Genomic DNA, 16,316 nt, shown 5'->3' on the forward strand with positions numbered 1-16,316 from the left:
ATTTGTGCGAATAGTTGACCTATTTAAGCAAATTGATCGGAAATTCTGGCCGCATTTTCTGGATTTTAGGCCGAAATTGTCTTAAGTCCGACAGGCTCCTTGGAGCAGTCTTAAAAGCCCTGCTGTGCTGTTTCTCAGCGCATCTGATAGCTGGCAGGGGAATAGAAAAAGCCATCAGCGAAAAACAACAGGCTCAGGGTTATCCATGCCTGTGACAATGTCACCGATCACCATCGCCGGTTCACCGAGTCCGCGAAGGTGGTCAACGGCTTGATCCACATGGGAGCCGGGCACGCAAACCACCATACCAATACCGCAATTGAAGGTACGCAGCAGCTCATTGTCTTCAATGTTGCCTTTGTCTTGCAACCAGCAAAAAACAGGCGGGATGCTCCAGCTTTGTCTATCAATCACCGCCTGACAGCCTTCTGGTAGTACCCGGGGCAGATTCTCCAGAAGCCCGCCACCGGTAATATGCGCCACCCCATCAACAGGCAGTGTCTGGCACAAAGAAAGCAAGGAGTTAACGTAAATACGTGTAGGTGCTAGTAGCGCATCTGCCAGGGACGCGTCACCGAGGGGCTGTTCCAGGGACTCCCCACTGACTTCCAGCACTTTGCGTACAAGGGAATATCCGTTGGAATGGGGGCCGCTGGAGGCTAAACCGATCAGTTTATGGCCCGCTTTTATATGAGAACCATCAATAATGCCGGACTTCTCAACCACGCCGACACAGAACCCGGCAAGGTCATAGTCTTCCCCCTGATACATGCCTGGCATTTCAGCTGTTTCACCACCTGTGAGGGCACAGCCGGCCAGCTCACACCCTTTTCCAATGCCTGTCACCACGCGCTCAGCAACATCAATATTCAGTTTACCCGTTGCGAAGTAGTCAAGGAAAAACAAAGGTTCAGCGCCGCATACAACCAAATCGTTCACGCACATTGCCACCAGATCAATACCGATCTGATCGTGGCGGTCAAGATCCATGGCCAGCTTAAGCTTGGTACCGACGCCATCCGTACCCGACACCAGCACAGGCTCTTTATAACCGGCGGGAATCTGGCATAGCGCGCCAAAGCCGCCAATGCCGCCCATGACTTCGGGACGCGCGGTCCCTTTGGCAATCTTTTTTATACGATCCACCAACGTATTACCGGCGGTAATATCAACGCCCGCATCTTTATAGCTCAGGGAGGGTTTTGGCGCATTTCGGTGATTATTGGTCATGGCGTTAAATCCGCACCATAGAGTCTGGGAAGCCCGCTATTCTAGGCGTTGTTGCCACAATAACGCAACCGCGCCTGAGTAACAAGGCAGCAAGATGTGTAAGTGGGGCTTGTGGCTGACAGGGTGTCACTGGCAAAATGGTGGACTGGTGCATATACAGGACTCTTGGCATGTCTGTGGTTGTCAGGCGAAAGTGGGTAAACAACAAAACAGGGCGTACTCTGCTATGGGGAAGATCAGTGTCTTCTCTGCTCATCACCTTATGCTGTGCTTTGCTGGTAAGCACTGCGATGGTATATCCGGTATCAGGACTGGCAGCACCCATCATGGGTTTATACAAAACAGAAGTACCTGTTACCTCCCAGGATAATGCCGAACAAACCAGAGCAATGGGTGAAGCTCTCGGTAAGGTGCTGCTGAAAGTCACAGGAGATCCCCGGACACTGGCAAACCCACAGTTGCAGCAGGCGATGGCAGCAGCAAAGAACTATGTCAGCGGCTTCAGTTATCGGCGAGACAGTACTGAAAACCCTGATAATCAGGCACACTACTATTTGCAGGTCTCTTTTGTTGATACTGCGGTGAATAAGCTATTGCGAGATAGCGGTATGGCAATATGGGGCGCTAATCGCCCCACAACACTGGCATGGCTTGCCATTGAGGACAGTGATGGACGGCAAATCCAGCCGAATGATCCAGATAATACACTGGTTAACAGCATTGACCAGCAGTTCAAAGAACGGGCTTTACCCGTTATTTTCCCCACGATGGATCTGGAAGACAGATCAGCGTTGTCCCCCGTTGATGTGTGGGGAGTATTTAGCGATAAAATAGAAACAGCTTCCGCCCGCTACGCTGCCGAAGCCATGCTGGTTGGACGACTGACCTTGAGCAATGGTCGCTATAATGGCCGTCTGTCGCTCCTGTTTCGCCAGCAGCGCCAGGACGCCGAGGTGACCGACCTCGACCAGATCCAGCTGGCAAAGGCCGCTGCTGACCTGGTAGGCAGTACACTGGCCAGCCATTATGCAGTAGCATTGCTGGCGTCCAGTGAGCAGGTTGCGATCCGTGTTGAGCAAGTGACATCTTCACAAGACTACAGCGCCCTCCTGAACTACCTGGCAACCTTGACAGCGGTCAAATCCATGCAGGTGAACCGTGTCAAGGATACATCTGTCGATATCCTGTTAACCATCAATGGTTACAGAAACCAGTTAGTGGATGCCATCGCCCTCGGGCGGTCATTACGACGATTACCGGATAATAGCCCGCCCCCCCAGTCAGGCACACAGCCAGGGGCGCGGCCAACTGTGCCGATGTTACTTTATCGCTGGGCACAGTAGTGGCGAGCCGTGCTCGATGGCAAACCTGTGGGGCTTATCAGAGATCGTCTTAAACGTCTTCTGTTGCCAGGAGAACCGTCAGATAGGAAGGGTAAAAAGCGGTGCCTGTGAGGCGATAGTGAACGATTTAATGAATAAAAGCCGCTTTTTAGAGGCACTTATCATCACTAGGAGCCTGTCTGTCGGGCTTAAGCTTTCGAGCATGAAATTCAGTAGAGCGAGTCAGATTTTTCGATGGATTTGCGCGAATAGTTGACCTATTTAAGCAAATTCATCGGAAAATATGGCCACTCTTTCTGGATTTCAGGCCGAAATTGCCTTAAGTTCGACAGGCTCCTAGAGTAGGAATATGAGCCTTAAGACAGCCACTATGAGCCTTAAGACAGCCACTGACTCAATGAAAAAAGGAGCGCGCCTATGACCAACCAGCAACGATGGATGTTGTTAGCTGTTGTTGTTTCCGCGGGGTTAGTCGTGCATTTTCTTGGCCCTGTTTTAGCGCCCTTTATAATCAGCATGGTATTAGCTTACCTTGGCGACCCCCTTGCTGACCGACTTGAAGAACTCGGGTTATCCCGCACGCTGTCAGTCACCACGGTTTTTATGGTGGTTCTGGTGGTTTTTGTGTTGGTGATATTGGTTGTGGTTCCGCTGCTGTTTCAGCAAATCAAGGCCGTCATCCAACTACTACCTGTCTGGGAAATCTGGCTCAGAACGCACATCTGGCCCTGGGCACAACAAGCCTTCAATATTGACCCCAACTTGTTTAACTTTAGTGAAATAGCCAAAAACCTTGCCAGTGAATGGCAGCAAGCGAGCATTACCCTGGCAAAACTCGGTGGATCATTTACCCGCTCCTCCATTGCCCTTGCTGGATTTATGGTCAACCTGTTTCTGGTACCCGTGGTAACATTCTACTTATTGAGAGACTGGGACACGATGGTATACAGTTTACGCACAGTGTTACCGCGAAATATTGAACCTGTGGTTGTCACCCTGTCCAGAGAGTGTGATGATGTTCTTGCCGCTTTTCTCAAAGGTCAACTGATGGTTATGTTGGCACTGAGTATTATATACAGCGCTGGTTTATCCTTAATCGGCCTGAAATTTGCCGTATTAATTGGCTTACTGGCGGGGCTTTTCAGCATCATACCTTACATGGGCTTTATTGTTGGTTTCATTGCCGCCTTGCTGGTTGCATTGTTTCAGTTTGGTATCGGCTGGACAATCGGTTCAGTGGCCTTGGTATTTGCTGTGGGACAGGCACTTGAAGGCTGGATATTAACCCCTTATCTGGTAGGTGACCGCATTGGCCTTCACCCTGTCGCTGTCATTTTTGCGTTAATGGCAGGAGGGCAGCTCTTTGGCTTTGTAGGAATGCTAATTGCGCTGCCATTGGCAGCTATTATTATGGTACTCTTGCGTCACCTTCACCGGAACTATAGGGAAAGCACCCTTTATCATGCGGATTAAATGTCGTATATGAGTCTGCCTGTACAATTACCCCTTGGCGTCCAGCTCCGAGATGACGCTACATTTGCCAACTTCTACAGTGAGCCAAATGCAGCACTGGTCAATTTGCTGAATATGGAGAAGCCCTCTGCCGAGATAGAGCAGTTTATCTATATTTATGGCACTAGCGGCGCTGGTTGCAGCCACTTACTCCAGGCTGCCTGCAACCAGGTAAATCAAGGAGGGGGCCGAAGTATATACCTGCCCATGTCAGAGATGGTCTACTATTCTTCCAGCCTACTCGAGGGCATTGAGCGACTGCAGTTGGTCTGTGTCGATAATATTGACAAAATCAGCGGCATCCCTGAATGGGAAGAAGCCGTGTTTGATCTGTTCAACCGCCTTCGTGACTCAAATACACGCCTACTGGTTGCCGCTGAAGTGCCCCCAAGGTCTCTGGACATTCAACTGCCTGACCTGGTCTCCAGACTTACCTGGGGATTAGTCTTTCAGGTTCACCCTCTCAATGATAAAGACAAAGTAGCCGCACTGCAGTTAAGAGCGCATATGCGTGGTTTTGATCTGAGCGAAGAAGTCGCTCGATTTATTATTTACCGGAACAACCGGGATACTGAAACACTCTTTCAAGTGTTACACAAACTCGATAGCGCCTCATTACGCGCCAAGCGGAAACTTACCATTCCCTTTGTCAAAGAAGTCATGAAATGGTAACGCAAGACTTATGGACTTATGTTCTGAATAAAGCTGTTGATGCACGAAAATCAAAAAGCACTACCGTGTGCCAACCATAGAGTCATTCGTACATCAATCAGTTGATTTTGCTATAGACCGTATCCTTTTAATGGGCAGAATTAACAGTCGTGCCGCCACCGCGGTCTATGATAAAAGAGCCTTGAAAGCCGATTTTCTTCGTTAAACAGCGGGCTATTGCCCCTTAAAATCGACTTTTTATCCTTCGTTTTTCCTTTTCCTCGCCAAGGGCAGATTGTCAGGACAATAGCACCATTAGAAAAAACCCTTGATACCAGGAACCTGCCGGACTTAAGACAATTTCGGCCTAAAATCCAGAAAGCGCGAGAAAGCGCGGCCAGAATTTTATGCTCGAAAGCATAGGTCCGACAGGCTCCTGGCCCATTTCTTTGAGGCAAAACGAAACAAAGCCCCATGAAAATTGTCGTGTACAGAGACTATAATGATTAATAAGTCCAGCAGGAAAAGGCCTTTTACTCAGATAGTAAAGCATTACAGTCAATAAAAACGCGGGCTATTGCTAATGGAGCACTATTGATGATTAAGGATCAACCTTCGAAAAAAATAAAAACAGGTCAAAAAAGACAAAAAAGCGGCATTCATTATTTGCTGGCAGGGGAAACATTAAAAACCGCAAGAAATATGTCTGATCATTATTTAGAGGCTATTTACGCCATGGCTTATGGTCATTTTTCTGCGGGGCACTATCAGGATGCACTTAACGCGTTTCGTTATTTATCGCTATTGGATCATCAGCGTTACTTATACTTGCTTGGCTTTGGCGCGACATTAAAAGAAGTCGCACAGTATACGCAAGCCATTGAGGTACTGAAGTATGCTAACACGCGGGATAAGACAGACCCCAGGGCCAGTGTTTGTATGACGTGTTGCCTGATTGCCCTTGGGCGCGAGGAGGAAGCCAAAAAAGCGCTTCAGGACGCCAGGGGCCGAGGCGTAAAGAATGATAAGTGGCATGAGCTGCACCCACAGGTCAAACAAATGGATGTGTTATTAGCTTAACAGGAGGAATGCAGCATGACTGATTCTGTCAATAGAATAGAGCAGGTGACCCTTGATTCAGGATTACCCCTTGATAGGCGCTATGCAACTGAACAGGCAGATAAAATTAATTTAAGTTATAGCGCAAAGGTGTCTTCTGAACAGGTGAGTCATTCAGCAGCAGCATTTGATGCCATTGACCTGCCTGTACCCCTCGACGCTCCACCTTCCCAGGGGGCGGAAGTGCAGGAAGACGTTGTGGATTTTGCCAGCAACGCTCAGCTCAATGGATTAAAAGAAGTTGTCGCTTACTTTAACCGGGCTTTTAATTTGGATGCACTTGATTTTGCTGATACGGCATCAATACTACTGATGGTTAAAGGTATGGTGTCTGATATGAAAGCATTATCTGGTGCCGAAAATATAGACTCAGAACTAAAAGCACAGGAAACAAGCCTTGAACAGCTGGTCACTTATGCCAGAAATCTGGTATCAAACAAAGTGAGCCTCCAGAGTGCCACAGCGAATAAAGAACAGGCTATTGTTGACCGGGATGAGAAAATCACCTTACGTGACCAAAAGCAGGAGACTTATGATGCCGACCCTGACGCCGATGGCGCTGCTGATTTGCTGGATACTATCCAGGGGCTTCAGGCAGAAATTGATCAACTGAATACGGATATTAGCAATTATACGACAGAAATAACGACCTTGACCGAAGACATAAAACTGGCTGAATACCGGCTTAAAGAAGATATAACAACCACACTGGAACGCACCTTTTATACCACCAAGAAAATCAGACAGCGTTATGATCCCTCCGCCGTAAGAACCGGTGAAAATAAACGGGCAGAAACGGCAATGCTCAACAAAGAAGAAGCGGTATTGCATGAATTACTGGGGCGCGAACAAGGTGAAATGAAACAGATGCTGTATGCTCAGGGAAAAAGTCAGATTGATGATCAGGTTAAAAGAGAGGCCAATAGTGACAATCAAAAGCGTGTAGAAGCCAGCCGGACACCGGACCAATTAACTTTACTACCACCGGGTATAGAAGCTTTGCTGGCATCGACACAGCTAACAACGCTGGATAATGATAAAAAAGAAATACAATCTCCTACCCCGGAGAAACCCGTTACCTTGCCACCTGTTAAAAAAGAAGAGGTGGTAGTGATAACTCAATTATTTGAAATGTTGCTATCAGGTTTTGATGAAGCGCCTGTGCCCGAGGAAGTTCAGGAGATAAAAGCACTGGAAGAAGTATTGCCGGGAACTGAACTTCAGACACAGGAAGAACCCGTTGATAAAGTGCCTGAAGACGTCAGGCAGGCGTTTGATAGCATACTCAAAAGCCAGGCCAATGAGCGTGCCCGAATAGATGCGCTTCACCTTGAATCCCACGTACTGGCAATGGTTGCGCAAGCGGAAAAGGATCGGCAGGCAACAGAAGGGCGTATTAATAAAAACTCACTGGTATGAATCATCAGCCCAAAAGAAAAGCCACTCAAATGAGTGGCTTTTTTTAATGCGTGTTAAGCCGGAGGGCTTGTGGTAAAGCGTTAGAAAACGCTAACCGTGTAATCGACGTAGAAACGCAGATCTTTTTGTTTTTCATCTTCGTGGTTACTGCTGTACTGAGCTGTGTGCCAGGCATGCTGCAACTTAACAGACAAACCTTCAAGTTCAGGCTGCTGGAAAGCATAACTCACTTCCAGGTCTGTTTCATGCTCATTATCCATAACCTTCGTACGAATCCCTGAGCTATTATCTTCAATACCTGTACCTTTGGTGTAGGTCAGGGTGGTTTTCAGACCAGCCGCGCCCAGCCGGTCAAAACGGTAGCCAGCGGCCAATTGCCATGCACTTTCACCATTGTACATAAAATCAGAGAGCTGGCGTGAAACTTTAGAAGGGGTAGAACCATATTCATTATCTGCGAAACTGTACTGGAACTGACCCAGGCCGTTAGCTTTGTCTGCGTTGGTTTTAGCGTAGGAGAGCGTGACATCCAGCGCATGAACAGAAAAGGTGGTGTTCAGGTTGTAATGTTCCGCCTTGTCATCAAATGCGCCATCCCACAACTTGCCATTTTCCTTGGCTTCATGATAAATACCACCGAAAGAAAGCGCCATCCCTTCATTAATAGGTAGCTTGTAACCCAGGCTTACCAGGTTTTGCTGCTGGTAATCTTGGGACTCGAGGTAGACAACTTCTGCAGAGATGTTGTTGCCGTTATAGGTACCACCAAACTGGTAAGCATTATCAATTTTTTTACCCGCCTCATTAGTGAAGTCATCATAACCGGTGGAGGTACGCAAGCTGATTTGATCAACATAGCTGCTGAAAACTTTAACGTCGTGAATGTTTACTTCACCGTAAAAACCACGGAAAGAACTCGGAGTGGCCCGGCTTCCTGAGCTTGCCATCAACCCGGCATCCAAGCCCATCAAACCTGCCTGACCATAAAAATTCAGCGTGTCATCACCGAGTTTTGCTTTCAGATAAGCCTGACCAATTTTGCCATAACTTTTGTCGCCCTGGCTACCACCTAACAGGTCGTCGTATACATTATCACCGGCGTGATCAAGCTTTAATGCACCGTAGTATGAGGCGTCAAAGCCGATGACATCACCGATGTAACCTGATTTAAAGTTGGCTTCAATACCCTGAGCCCACTGACGAAAATCACTGTCGTCACTGACACCGTCATAATCAAAAACAACATTTCGTAATTTGATGTCGAAGCTGCTATCTTCAAGAAAGTTAGCTTGAGCAGCTGATGCAGCCAGAACGGCAGCACCGAGAACGGATAATTTAAACAGCTTCATAAAAAGTCAACTCCAGATAATGTATATAAGTTAGCATATGTATTTTTATGCGCAGTATATACGTCTTTGTATTCTGGAGTGGAGTATTCCATGTTCAAAAAAAGAAGTTAATTAAAATTCGTTTACTTGTAAGGTAAGGATTACTTAATCATAAAAGGAATAAAAAAAGGGGGTAAACAGCCTGATAAACAGGCTGTTTACCGATTTAAAAAATATTGACCGTGTAGTCGATATAGGCGCGAAGGGCATTCTCACTTTCTGTATCTTTGTTTTGGTATTCTGTTTTTCCCCATCCCTTCTGCACTTTAAAAGAGAGTCCCTTCAAGGGTGAACTTTTGGAAAAAAAGTAACTCAGCTCCGCGAACACCTCTTTTTCTTTTTCCATTTTTTTCCAGGTGGGGTCATTTATATCTGAGCCGAAAATATAGCCAATTTTAGCATTAAACCCTTCCCAACCCATCTTACCAAAATCATAGCCCGCTTCTGCTTGCCACACTTTTTCACCGTCGAACTTGAAGCTACCGACCAGGTAACTGATGCGACTGGGAGAGCTGCCATAGCTGTTATAGGAAGCACCATCAAATAACTCTCCCAACGCACCGTCTTTTTCAGCGCTGGTAGAACCGTATATCAGTGTTCCCGTAAAGCCACTGTATACCAGCTCAGTGGTAAACGTGTACTGACTGGCTTTATCGTCAAACCCGTGCTTGTCCCATTTTTTACCATTTTCTCCGAGTCCGTAGTACATCCCTTCCAACATCAGAGTTGTATCATCATTCAGGATAAAAGTGTAAGCCAGGGTACCGGAAAACTGTTTGCTGTAATCTTCAGACTCCAGATAAAAGCCTTCAGCACGCCAGTTGTCGCTATTATAGACAGAACCTAACTGCCAGACATAATTAATTTTTTCTTTCGATTTTGTGGTCAGGTAATCCCAGCTGGTTTCAGATTGCAGAGAAACGCGATCGAAGTAGTCGCCATGCACCATCCAGCCATCCATCAGATACCCTTCAACCAGTACCCCACGGTACCCAGAAGGTATGCTTCGACTGTCAGACCCCTTAAGACCACCGTTTTTTCCGTTCATATACCCGATCTGGGTATAGATACCGCGGCCGCTTTGGTCACCGGTTTTTAGTTTAACGAAGCCCTGGCCGACTTTGTGGAAGCCTGAATCATCCTTGGACAGAAGCTGGCCGCCTTCAGATTCGATGTCGTAAGGGTTTTTACCGGAGTGATCCAGAGCAATGACACCGTAATAAGAGGCATCAAAACCAATGGTGTCAGCAAAATAGCCGGATTTATAGTTTAACTCAATACCCTCTGCTGTCTGGCTCCAGGTATCATCACGCCCATTACCATTGATATCGAAGTGAACAGTTCGTAATTTAATGTCCAAGGCACTGTCGTCAATAAAATAAGCATGGGTTTCGCTGGAAGCAGCCGCAAATACCGCTGCGCTGATCGCAGTCAAAGCAAGTGACTTCATTATGATCCCCTGTGGTACCATTGTCGGCGGCAGGCCCCCCTTTCCTGCCCTTTGTTTAGGTGTTGCTCTGTTAACTGACTTCGCTGACAGTCTTAACATGCACAGAGAGTTTTTCATAAAAAAATTAACAAAGAAATGAGGAATTTCACCCAGGAGACGGCATAGCCTTTTTAATAACGTGAATCTGAAAAGGTGAAGATATCAATCTTGTAGTGAAGCCGAGACCCTGTTGTGTTGTGATAACCGGCGTCAGCTCGACACCGGCTTGTTCATCCAGCTTTTTGCATTCAGGGCATTTTATTTTAACTAAACACGTCTTAAGGGGTGCATAAGGTCAGCGAACAATTTTTCAACTGACCACACATTTGATCGACTACGCTTTAAAGGTGAGAGCCAGGTTGTACAGTTCTTTTTTATTATACCCGCTGATATCAGCCACCACCGCCGCCGCTTTCTTTATGGGAAGATCCCTCAGTAATCGTTTAAGCAACATCTTAGCCTCACTATCAATGGCCTGATCAAGGGCAGGTTTAACACCTTCTACGAGCACGACAAACTCTCCACGACATTGGTTAGCGTCCTGTTCTAAACACCGCAAAACGTGCTCCACAGAGCCGGCGAGTACTGTTTCGAAAGTTTTAGTCATCTCGCGTGCCAATACGATATAACGGTCGTCACCCAGTAACGCCCGCGTATCCGCAAGGCAATCCCTGATTCGGTGGGTGGACTCATAGAATACCCAGGTGACAGGCAGTGCCGAAAGCTCAATCAGTTTCTTTTTTCTGGCTGAAGACTTTGCCGGTAAAAATCCTTCAAAATAGAACCGGTCTGTTGCCAGCCCACTGACTGATAACGCCGCAATTAACGCACAGGCACCAGGAACAGGCACGACCTTTATGCCGGCTTCCCTTGCTGCGCGCACCAGAAGATAGCCCGGGTCGGAGATTAAAGGCGTGCCCGCATCACTGATTAATGCAACAGACGCCCCCTTCCGCAAACGATGGACCAGTCGCTCTGCCTGCTGTCGCTCATTATGATCGTGGCAAGGCAGCATGGGTGTTTCCACACCAAAATGATTCAGTAGCCGTTTACTATGGCGAGTGTCTTCAGCCGCTATCAGGTCTACCTGCTTAAGGGTTGCCACAGCCCTTGGGGTCATATCAGCAAGATTGCCAATGGGCGTAGAAACAATATACAGGGTCGGTTCAGGCATAAAGGGCCTCGATAATCCAGCAAAGGTGGCACATACCAGGAGCCTGTCGGACTTAATTTCATGCTCGAAAGCTTAAGCCCGACAGGCTCCTGGGCGCTGTTGGCGCATAAATGCAAACTGTACCCGTTCTCTAAAAAGACGACGGGTATGACAGGTTGCTCCATTTCCTGCCGCTATGCCACGACAATGTCTTTGCTAAAGCTTTTCTCACAATAATGACAGCGTAGCTGAATACCATCGCTTTTCTGAATCAGTTGAAAATGACTACTAACCGGCTCATTATGGGAAATGCAGTTGGAATTAGGGCAGATAAAAACACCGGTCAGATAGTCAGGTATGGTCATGGCAAACTTGCCAACAACCTGGTAATCATCAATCACATTGATCGTGGCCGTAGGGGCAAAGATAGCCAGTTCATTGGCTTCTTCTTCGGTGAACAGGCGGTCGGTTACTTTAATAATGTCTTTCTTGCCATGGAGTTTGCTGGGCAGATTAAAACCGACGGTAATGCGGGCATCACTGTCCAACAGGTGAAGGCGATCAAGTATCTTGACACCCTGACCTGCGGGAATATGGTCAATGACGGTGCCTTTGCAGATAGCCTCAACCAGCAGTTTATTATCAATCATGGTTCAGCTCCATTACAATTGCTGGTTAAGCATCAAAGATAGCAAAGCCTGGCGGGCAAAAACCCCATTTTGTGCCTGTTGAAAATAATAGGCATGGGGGGTGTGATCGACGTCGGTGGTGATTTCATCCACACGGGGTAAAGGGTGCAAAACCCTCAAATGCGCCTGCGCTCCTCTTAGTGATTCTTTAGTGAGGATATAGCGTGCGGCAATATGTTTAAACTCAGTTTCATCAAAGCGCTCCTTCTGAATACGTGTCATGTAGATAATATCGGCTTCAGTGGCAATGTCTTCGAGAGCGCTGGCTTGTTTATAAGAACATTGTCTGGCATCCAGCTCCTCAAGAATATACTCAGGCATGCCAAGGGCGTCAGGTGCCAAAAAGGTAAACTCGGCGTTAAATAATGATAACGCTTGAGCCAAAGAGTGAACAGTGCGCCCGTATTTCAGATCACCCACAAAGGCGACCTTCAGGTTATCCAGCCTGCCCTGGCATTCCTGAATACTGAATAAATCGAGCAGGGTTTGTGTCGGGTGCTGATTGGCGCCGTCCCCACCATTGACAACGGGTACGCTTGAAAATTCTGCGGCCAGCCGGGCAGCCCCTTCCTGGGGGTGGCGTATCACAATGGCATCGGTGTAGGAGCTGATGACCTTGATGGAGTCTGACAGTGTTTCCCCCTTTTTAGCCAAAGAGGTATTACCCCCGTCAGCAAAGCCAATAAAGACCCCTCCGAGCCGTTGAATGGCGGTTTCAAAGGACAGGCGTGTTCGGGTCGATGCCTCAAAAAAACAGCTGGCAATGACTTTCCCTTTTAGCCATTTCGTACCAGGTGACTGCTTGAGCGTGGCTGCTGTGGCCAGTATCAGCTCTATATCCTCCCGGCAGAGGTCAAAGATGGAAATGATATCTTTTTTAAATAGCCGGTTGCTCATAACGTCCTCCTGTAGTGGTGAGTATGGGAGTAATCACGTAGTTACAAAGCCAAAAAAAAGCCCCTGAGTCGGGGGCTTACAAAGTATCAGTATTTTCATCAGACCATTGTTTCCTGCACTGGTTGCTGACAGGAAACATTCTGCTGTCCCTTGCGTTTCGAGACAATGCCAAGGGCTTCTTATCAGGCACAATCACAGATGGGCATGATCTTTGTGTTGTTAAACTACAGTGTGAAACGGTTTGATGACGCATTTTAACAATCATCTTTTCTCTGCTCAAGTAACGCGCCGCAGGCGCACAGCTTGTCAGCGTCAAAGGCTGCCAGATACTGTAAAGGATTGACAAGTTACTGTTATGGAAAAAAGGCTGGTGTTATGCTAATGGCGCATAAAAAACTCTTTGGAAAGGTGACCTTATTATGGACGTAAAAAATTTGTTAGGTCAGTTACTTCGTTCTGATGCCACATCCTCATTGGCAAAACAGGGAACGGAACTACTCAATAAAACCCGGAACAAGCCAGTAACAGAAAAAGGGAGCGGCAGCATACTGTCCAAATTAGGGACGGGCGCTGCAGGTGGCGGCGCGCTGGCTATGCTACTGTCGAAGAAAGGCCGCAACATTGGCGGCAAAGCCCTGGTGGCGGGTGGCACGGTAGGTTTGGGCGCACTGGCGTATAAAGCGTATAAAAACTGGCAGAATAAGAGCAGCGAACCGGTAACAACCCCGGTGGCTTCCGAGCGTGTTTTTCTGACACACACTGTCTCTGACGACGATGCCATTATTCTGCGCGCCATGATTGGTGCTGCCAAGGCCGATGGTCATATTGACGCGCGGGAAAAAACAAAGATTCAGGAAGCTGTCCAGGCAATGGGCAAGGGAAATACCCTTGAGCAATTTGTCACCGCTGAGCTGGAAAAGCCCCTTGATCCGGCCGAGATTGCCAGTGCCGCAACGACACCTGAAGTGAAAGCCCAAGTCTACCTTGCCTCTGTGCTGGTGGCAGACGAGCAGAACTTTATGGAAAGGACCTATCTCCAGGAGTTGGCCCGCCTGATGGATTTACAACCAGGGCTGGTAAAAGAACTGGAACAGCAGGTTGCCGCCAGCTGATTATTCACACGGTAAAACAGACATTCCCACGCAAAGCGTGGGAATGTTCGGTAAAGGAAGGGGGATAACTTAGGATAACGGTAATTTTTCTTTTATTGCCATTACCTCCCCTAACCCGGATATTTCATAAACTGCCCTGAGAATTGCGCGGAACCTTGCGGCTCTAAGGGATTTTGCGAAGGAGCGCCGTACCGGGGAGTACAATCGACTGAGCAAAACTCCCTTAGAGCCGCAAGGAGCAAGCAAGGCCAGGAGCATGTTTATGAAATATCCGGGCTAAGGCAACGCCATCCCCGCTAAGGCGGGGAACCACTATCGTGGTGGATTCCTGCCTTCGCAGGAATGACGAACTTTCTTAAATACAGTTATTTTAGAAGCGGTAAGTCATCTGGGCAGACAGAATCCAGGTGTTCTGGTCGGTGTATTCACCGGTCAGCTCGCCGTAGCTGGGATCAACACCACCGTCTTCGCCATCAACAACATTGTGTTTTTCTTCGTTAATCTTACCGTCTTTGAGCATGACATAAGCGGCAGAGAAATCAAAGGTCAGGTCTTCAGTGGCATCCCACTTGGCACCGGCGGTGAACCAGTTACGGTCACCGTCAGGCGCACGAACTGTCCGGTTTTCATCGGTGGTTGGGGACTGGTCAAACATATAACCGGCTTTCAGCGTCCAGTCATTGCTCACTTTATAAGACGTACCCAAAGACAGGGCCCAGACATTGTTCCAGTTCATAGGAACATAAGAGCTGGTTTCATCACCCTGGGAAGACTCCACAGATACAGAATCTAGCTGACTCCAGCGTGTCCAGGTGGCGTCCGCCATAACAGACCATCTGTCGTTAATCTGGTGCGTACCACTGAACATGACACGCTCAGGCATGGTGATATCCAACTTGGCATCGTGTTCGCCGTTGACAACACCGCCTATAATACCACTCATATTAACCGTATTGGTGCCTTCCATCTTGTAGTCAGTGGCGGCATGGTAGGACATACCCAAGGTGGTGGCATCAGTGGCTTGCCAGATCAGACCGACATTCCAGGTCAGGGCTGTATCATCACCTTTCACTTCAGCGGTGCCCTCAGAAGGCGAGAGGGGTACGTGAGAGCTTTGCGTCAACTCACCCGAAGCCTTGGAAACAATGGCGCCAAAGCCAATACTCAGGTCATCGCGAAGCTCATAAGCAAAGGAGCTTTGCAGGTTAATCACTTCAATCTTGGTCTTATCACCAAAATACTTACCCGCAAATTCATCCCCGTAGTCAAGATTCAATCCGAACGGTGCATAACCGCTTAAACCAAACGTCAGCTTGTCATTAATTGGCTGAACGTAATGGCCAAAAGGGACAGGAGTGGTTTTTAAAAAGTCTTCGCTTTGGGTTTTAGCAATGCTCTGACCGCCCGCACCAGTAAATTCCCCCTCGAAGTTACCGCCTTCCATAATAACAGCAGAACCCAGAGTTACCTGAGCACGATCAAGCTCGGCAATACCGGCGGGGTTGGATGCAGCAATAGACGCGTCTTCCGCATTAGACGCACGACCGGCAAAAGCCGTACCCATGGAACTGGCAGAGTTTTCATTGACAGTAAAACCCGCCGCATTAACAACACCTGCCTGAGAAGCGGCAGCAATAGCGGACGCAAGCAGAACCTTGCGATTGAAAGGAAAACGCATAATCACCCCTGATAAGTTGGCAAGCCCTGTGTTATGCTTTGCTGATGAAAGCTTGACACAGGTAATTACGCTATCATTGCGTATCAAAAATTGTGGTTCTTCTTTATTACCCGCTAAAACAACAGACAGCGTTGACCGGCTGTTTGTAACCATTGCTTAACGGCTATGAAGAGTCCATCTGTCGTTTGGATTGGTATCCATCCTCTAGTTGGCAGCCACTATAAAGAGTCAGGTGGTTTATGACTATGGTCTTTTTCAGATTTTACCCTTTAACAAACATTGACACGCCAACTCATGACACTTTATAACACAGCGAAACAATTCTTACATTTTATTGACAAAAGACGGGCAAATAGTTTTCCAAGCGCTAAAAGAGCAATAAAAAAGGGCGAGGAATAATAGCCACTGGAATAAAAAACGGCTAAAACTTCTGGCTGCTACCGAATTCCGGGCAAGACATCAAACCGGGAGTCTTTTATTGCAAGGCTTCATTGCAGGCGATGATTGCAGACGGTAAACCAATCCCTTTTTTATCACAAGGCTCCTAGCCCGGATATTTCATAAACTGCCCTGAGAATTGCGCGGAACCTTGCGGCTCTAAGGGATTTTGCGAAGGAGCGCCGTACCGGGGAGTAC

General features: G+C 47.8%; 14 protein-coding genes. 6 read left to right on the forward strand and 8 right to left on the reverse strand.

What is annotated here, in order from left to right; all coding sequences use genetic code 11:
• Positions 1-174 precede the first annotated feature (174 nt).
• Together purM and V4C51_RS14290 are read right to left on the reverse strand one after the other, a co-directional pair.
• Positions 175-1,230, reverse strand: a complete 1,056-nt coding sequence (purM, locus tag V4C51_RS14285; RefSeq protein ID WP_330926858.1) for a phosphoribosylformylglycinamidine cyclo-ligase — start codon at positions 1,228-1,230, stop codon at positions 175-177.
• Positions 1,231-1,234: 4 nt separating this feature from the next.
• Positions 1,235-1,570 carry a hypothetical protein gene (locus V4C51_RS14290; protein WP_330926859.1) on the reverse strand — a complete coding sequence of 112 codons (336 nt, stop codon included), beginning with the start codon at positions 1,568-1,570 and terminating at the stop codon, positions 1,235-1,237.
• Here V4C51_RS14290 and V4C51_RS14295 point away from each other — a divergent pair.
• From V4C51_RS14295 to V4C51_RS14315, 5 genes are all read left to right on the forward strand, one after another.
• A complete protein-coding gene (locus V4C51_RS14295; protein ID WP_330926860.1) occupies positions 1,557-2,573 on the forward strand; it encodes a DUF2066 domain-containing protein in 1,017 nt (338 codons plus the stop codon). The two genes, V4C51_RS14290 and V4C51_RS14295, sit on opposite strands and share 14 nt — an antisense overlap.
• Positions 2,574-2,990: 417 nt before the next feature.
• On the forward strand, positions 2,991-4,046 hold the full coding sequence (locus tag V4C51_RS14300) for an AI-2E family transporter (protein WP_330926861.1): 1,056 nt from the start codon (positions 2,991-2,993) through the stop codon (positions 4,044-4,046).
• A gap of 9 nt (positions 4,047-4,055) precedes the next feature.
• Positions 4,056-4,757, forward strand: a complete 702-nt coding sequence (gene hda, locus V4C51_RS14305; RefSeq protein ID WP_330926862.1) for a DnaA inactivator Hda — start codon at positions 4,056-4,058, stop codon at positions 4,755-4,757.
• Positions 4,758-5,333: 576 nt separating this feature from the next.
• Complete coding sequence (locus V4C51_RS14310; protein WP_330926863.1) at positions 5,334-5,816, forward strand: tetratricopeptide repeat protein; 483 nt, start codon at positions 5,334-5,336, stop codon at positions 5,814-5,816.
• Between the two features lie 15 nt (positions 5,817-5,831).
• Positions 5,832-7,274 (forward strand): hypothetical protein, encoded by a 1,443-nt coding sequence (locus V4C51_RS14315; RefSeq protein ID WP_330926864.1) that lies wholly within the window; start codon positions 5,832-5,834, stop codon positions 7,272-7,274.
• A gap of 80 nt (positions 7,275-7,354) precedes the next feature.
• On the opposite strand, the gene V4C51_RS14320 is transcribed toward V4C51_RS14315, so the two are convergent.
• The 5 genes from V4C51_RS14320 to pyrB form a co-directional block, all read right to left on the reverse strand.
• On the reverse strand, positions 7,355-8,623 hold the full coding sequence (locus tag V4C51_RS14320; RefSeq protein WP_330926865.1) for an OprD family outer membrane porin: 1,269 nt from the start codon (positions 8,621-8,623) through the stop codon (positions 7,355-7,357).
• Positions 8,624-8,828: 205 nt separating this feature from the next.
• Entirely contained in the window at positions 8,829-10,112 is a 1,284-nt protein-coding gene (locus V4C51_RS14325) for an OprD family outer membrane porin (RefSeq protein ID WP_330926866.1), read from the reverse strand.
• A 373-nt stretch (positions 10,113-10,485) separates the two neighbouring features.
• Complete coding sequence (rsmI, locus tag V4C51_RS14330) at positions 10,486-11,325, reverse strand: 16S rRNA (cytidine(1402)-2'-O)-methyltransferase (protein WP_330926867.1); 840 nt, start codon at positions 11,323-11,325, stop codon at positions 10,486-10,488.
• A gap of 173 nt (positions 11,326-11,498) precedes the next feature.
• Entirely contained in the window at positions 11,499-11,954 is a 456-nt protein-coding gene (gene pyrI, locus V4C51_RS14335) for an aspartate carbamoyltransferase regulatory subunit (RefSeq protein ID WP_330926868.1), read from the reverse strand.
• A 12-nt stretch (positions 11,955-11,966) separates the two neighbouring features.
• Positions 11,967-12,890, reverse strand: coding sequence for an aspartate carbamoyltransferase (gene pyrB / locus V4C51_RS14340; protein ID WP_330926869.1), 924 nt, complete (start codon positions 12,888-12,890; stop codon positions 11,967-11,969).
• Between the two features lie 419 nt (positions 12,891-13,309).
• Between pyrB and V4C51_RS14345 the strand changes: the two genes are divergently transcribed.
• Positions 13,310-14,002, forward strand: a complete 693-nt coding sequence (locus V4C51_RS14345; RefSeq protein ID WP_330926870.1) for a tellurite resistance TerB family protein — start codon at positions 13,310-13,312, stop codon at positions 14,000-14,002.
• Between the two features lie 370 nt (positions 14,003-14,372).
• On the opposite strand, the gene V4C51_RS14350 is transcribed toward V4C51_RS14345, so the two are convergent.
• Positions 14,373-15,833: an OmpP1/FadL family transporter gene (locus V4C51_RS14350; RefSeq protein WP_330926871.1), complete on the reverse strand. Its 1,461-nt coding sequence runs from the start codon at positions 15,831-15,833 to the stop codon at positions 14,373-14,375.
• Positions 15,834-16,316: the final 483 nt, after the last annotated feature.

Origin of the sequence: Candidatus Sororendozoicomonas aggregata, from assembly GCF_031528575.1 — a bacterium.
Lineage (GTDB): Bacteria > Pseudomonadota > Gammaproteobacteria > Pseudomonadales > Endozoicomonadaceae > Endonucleibacter > Endonucleibacter aggregata.

What these genes read in the sequence shown, in the direction of transcription:
- hda (WP_330926862.1), top strand. Translation starts at nt 4,056, where the DNA reads ATGAGTCTGCCTGTACAATTACCCCTTGGCGTCCAGCTCCGAGATGAC.
- V4C51_RS14295 (WP_330926860.1), top strand. Translation starts at nt 1,557, where the DNA reads ATGGGTTTATACAAAACAGAAGTACCTGTTACCTCCCAGGATAATGCC.
- pyrI (WP_330926868.1), bottom strand. Translation starts at nt 11,954, where the DNA reads ATGATTGATAATAAACTGCTGGTTGAGGCTATCTGCAAAGGCACCGTC.
- V4C51_RS14350 (WP_330926871.1), bottom strand. Translation starts at nt 15,833, where the DNA reads ATGGTTACAAACAGCCGGTCAACGCTGTCTGTTGTTTTAGCGGGTAAT.
- rsmI (WP_330926867.1), bottom strand. Translation starts at nt 11,325, where the DNA reads ATGCCTGAACCGACCCTGTATATTGTTTCTACGCCCATTGGCAATCTT.
- V4C51_RS14315 (WP_330926864.1), top strand. Translation starts at nt 5,832, where the DNA reads ATGACTGATTCTGTCAATAGAATAGAGCAGGTGACCCTTGATTCAGGA.
- V4C51_RS14300 (WP_330926861.1), top strand. Translation starts at nt 2,991, where the DNA reads ATGACCAACCAGCAACGATGGATGTTGTTAGCTGTTGTTGTTTCCGCG.
- V4C51_RS14345 (WP_330926870.1), top strand. Translation starts at nt 13,310, where the DNA reads ATGGACGTAAAAAATTTGTTAGGTCAGTTACTTCGTTCTGATGCCACA.
- pyrB (WP_330926869.1), bottom strand. Translation starts at nt 12,890, where the DNA reads ATGAGCAACCGGCTATTTAAAAAAGATATCATTTCCATCTTTGACCTC.
- V4C51_RS14320 (WP_330926865.1), bottom strand. Translation starts at nt 8,623, where the DNA reads ATGAAGCTGTTTAAATTATCCGTTCTCGGTGCTGCCGTTCTGGCTGCA.
- purM (WP_330926858.1), bottom strand. Translation starts at nt 1,230, where the DNA reads ATGACCAATAATCACCGAAATGCGCCAAAACCCTCCCTGAGCTATAAA.
- V4C51_RS14325 (WP_330926866.1), bottom strand. Translation starts at nt 10,112, where the DNA reads ATGAAGTCACTTGCTTTGACTGCGATCAGCGCAGCGGTATTTGCGGCT.
- V4C51_RS14310 (WP_330926863.1), top strand. Translation starts at nt 5,334, where the DNA reads ATGATTAAGGATCAACCTTCGAAAAAAATAAAAACAGGTCAAAAAAGA.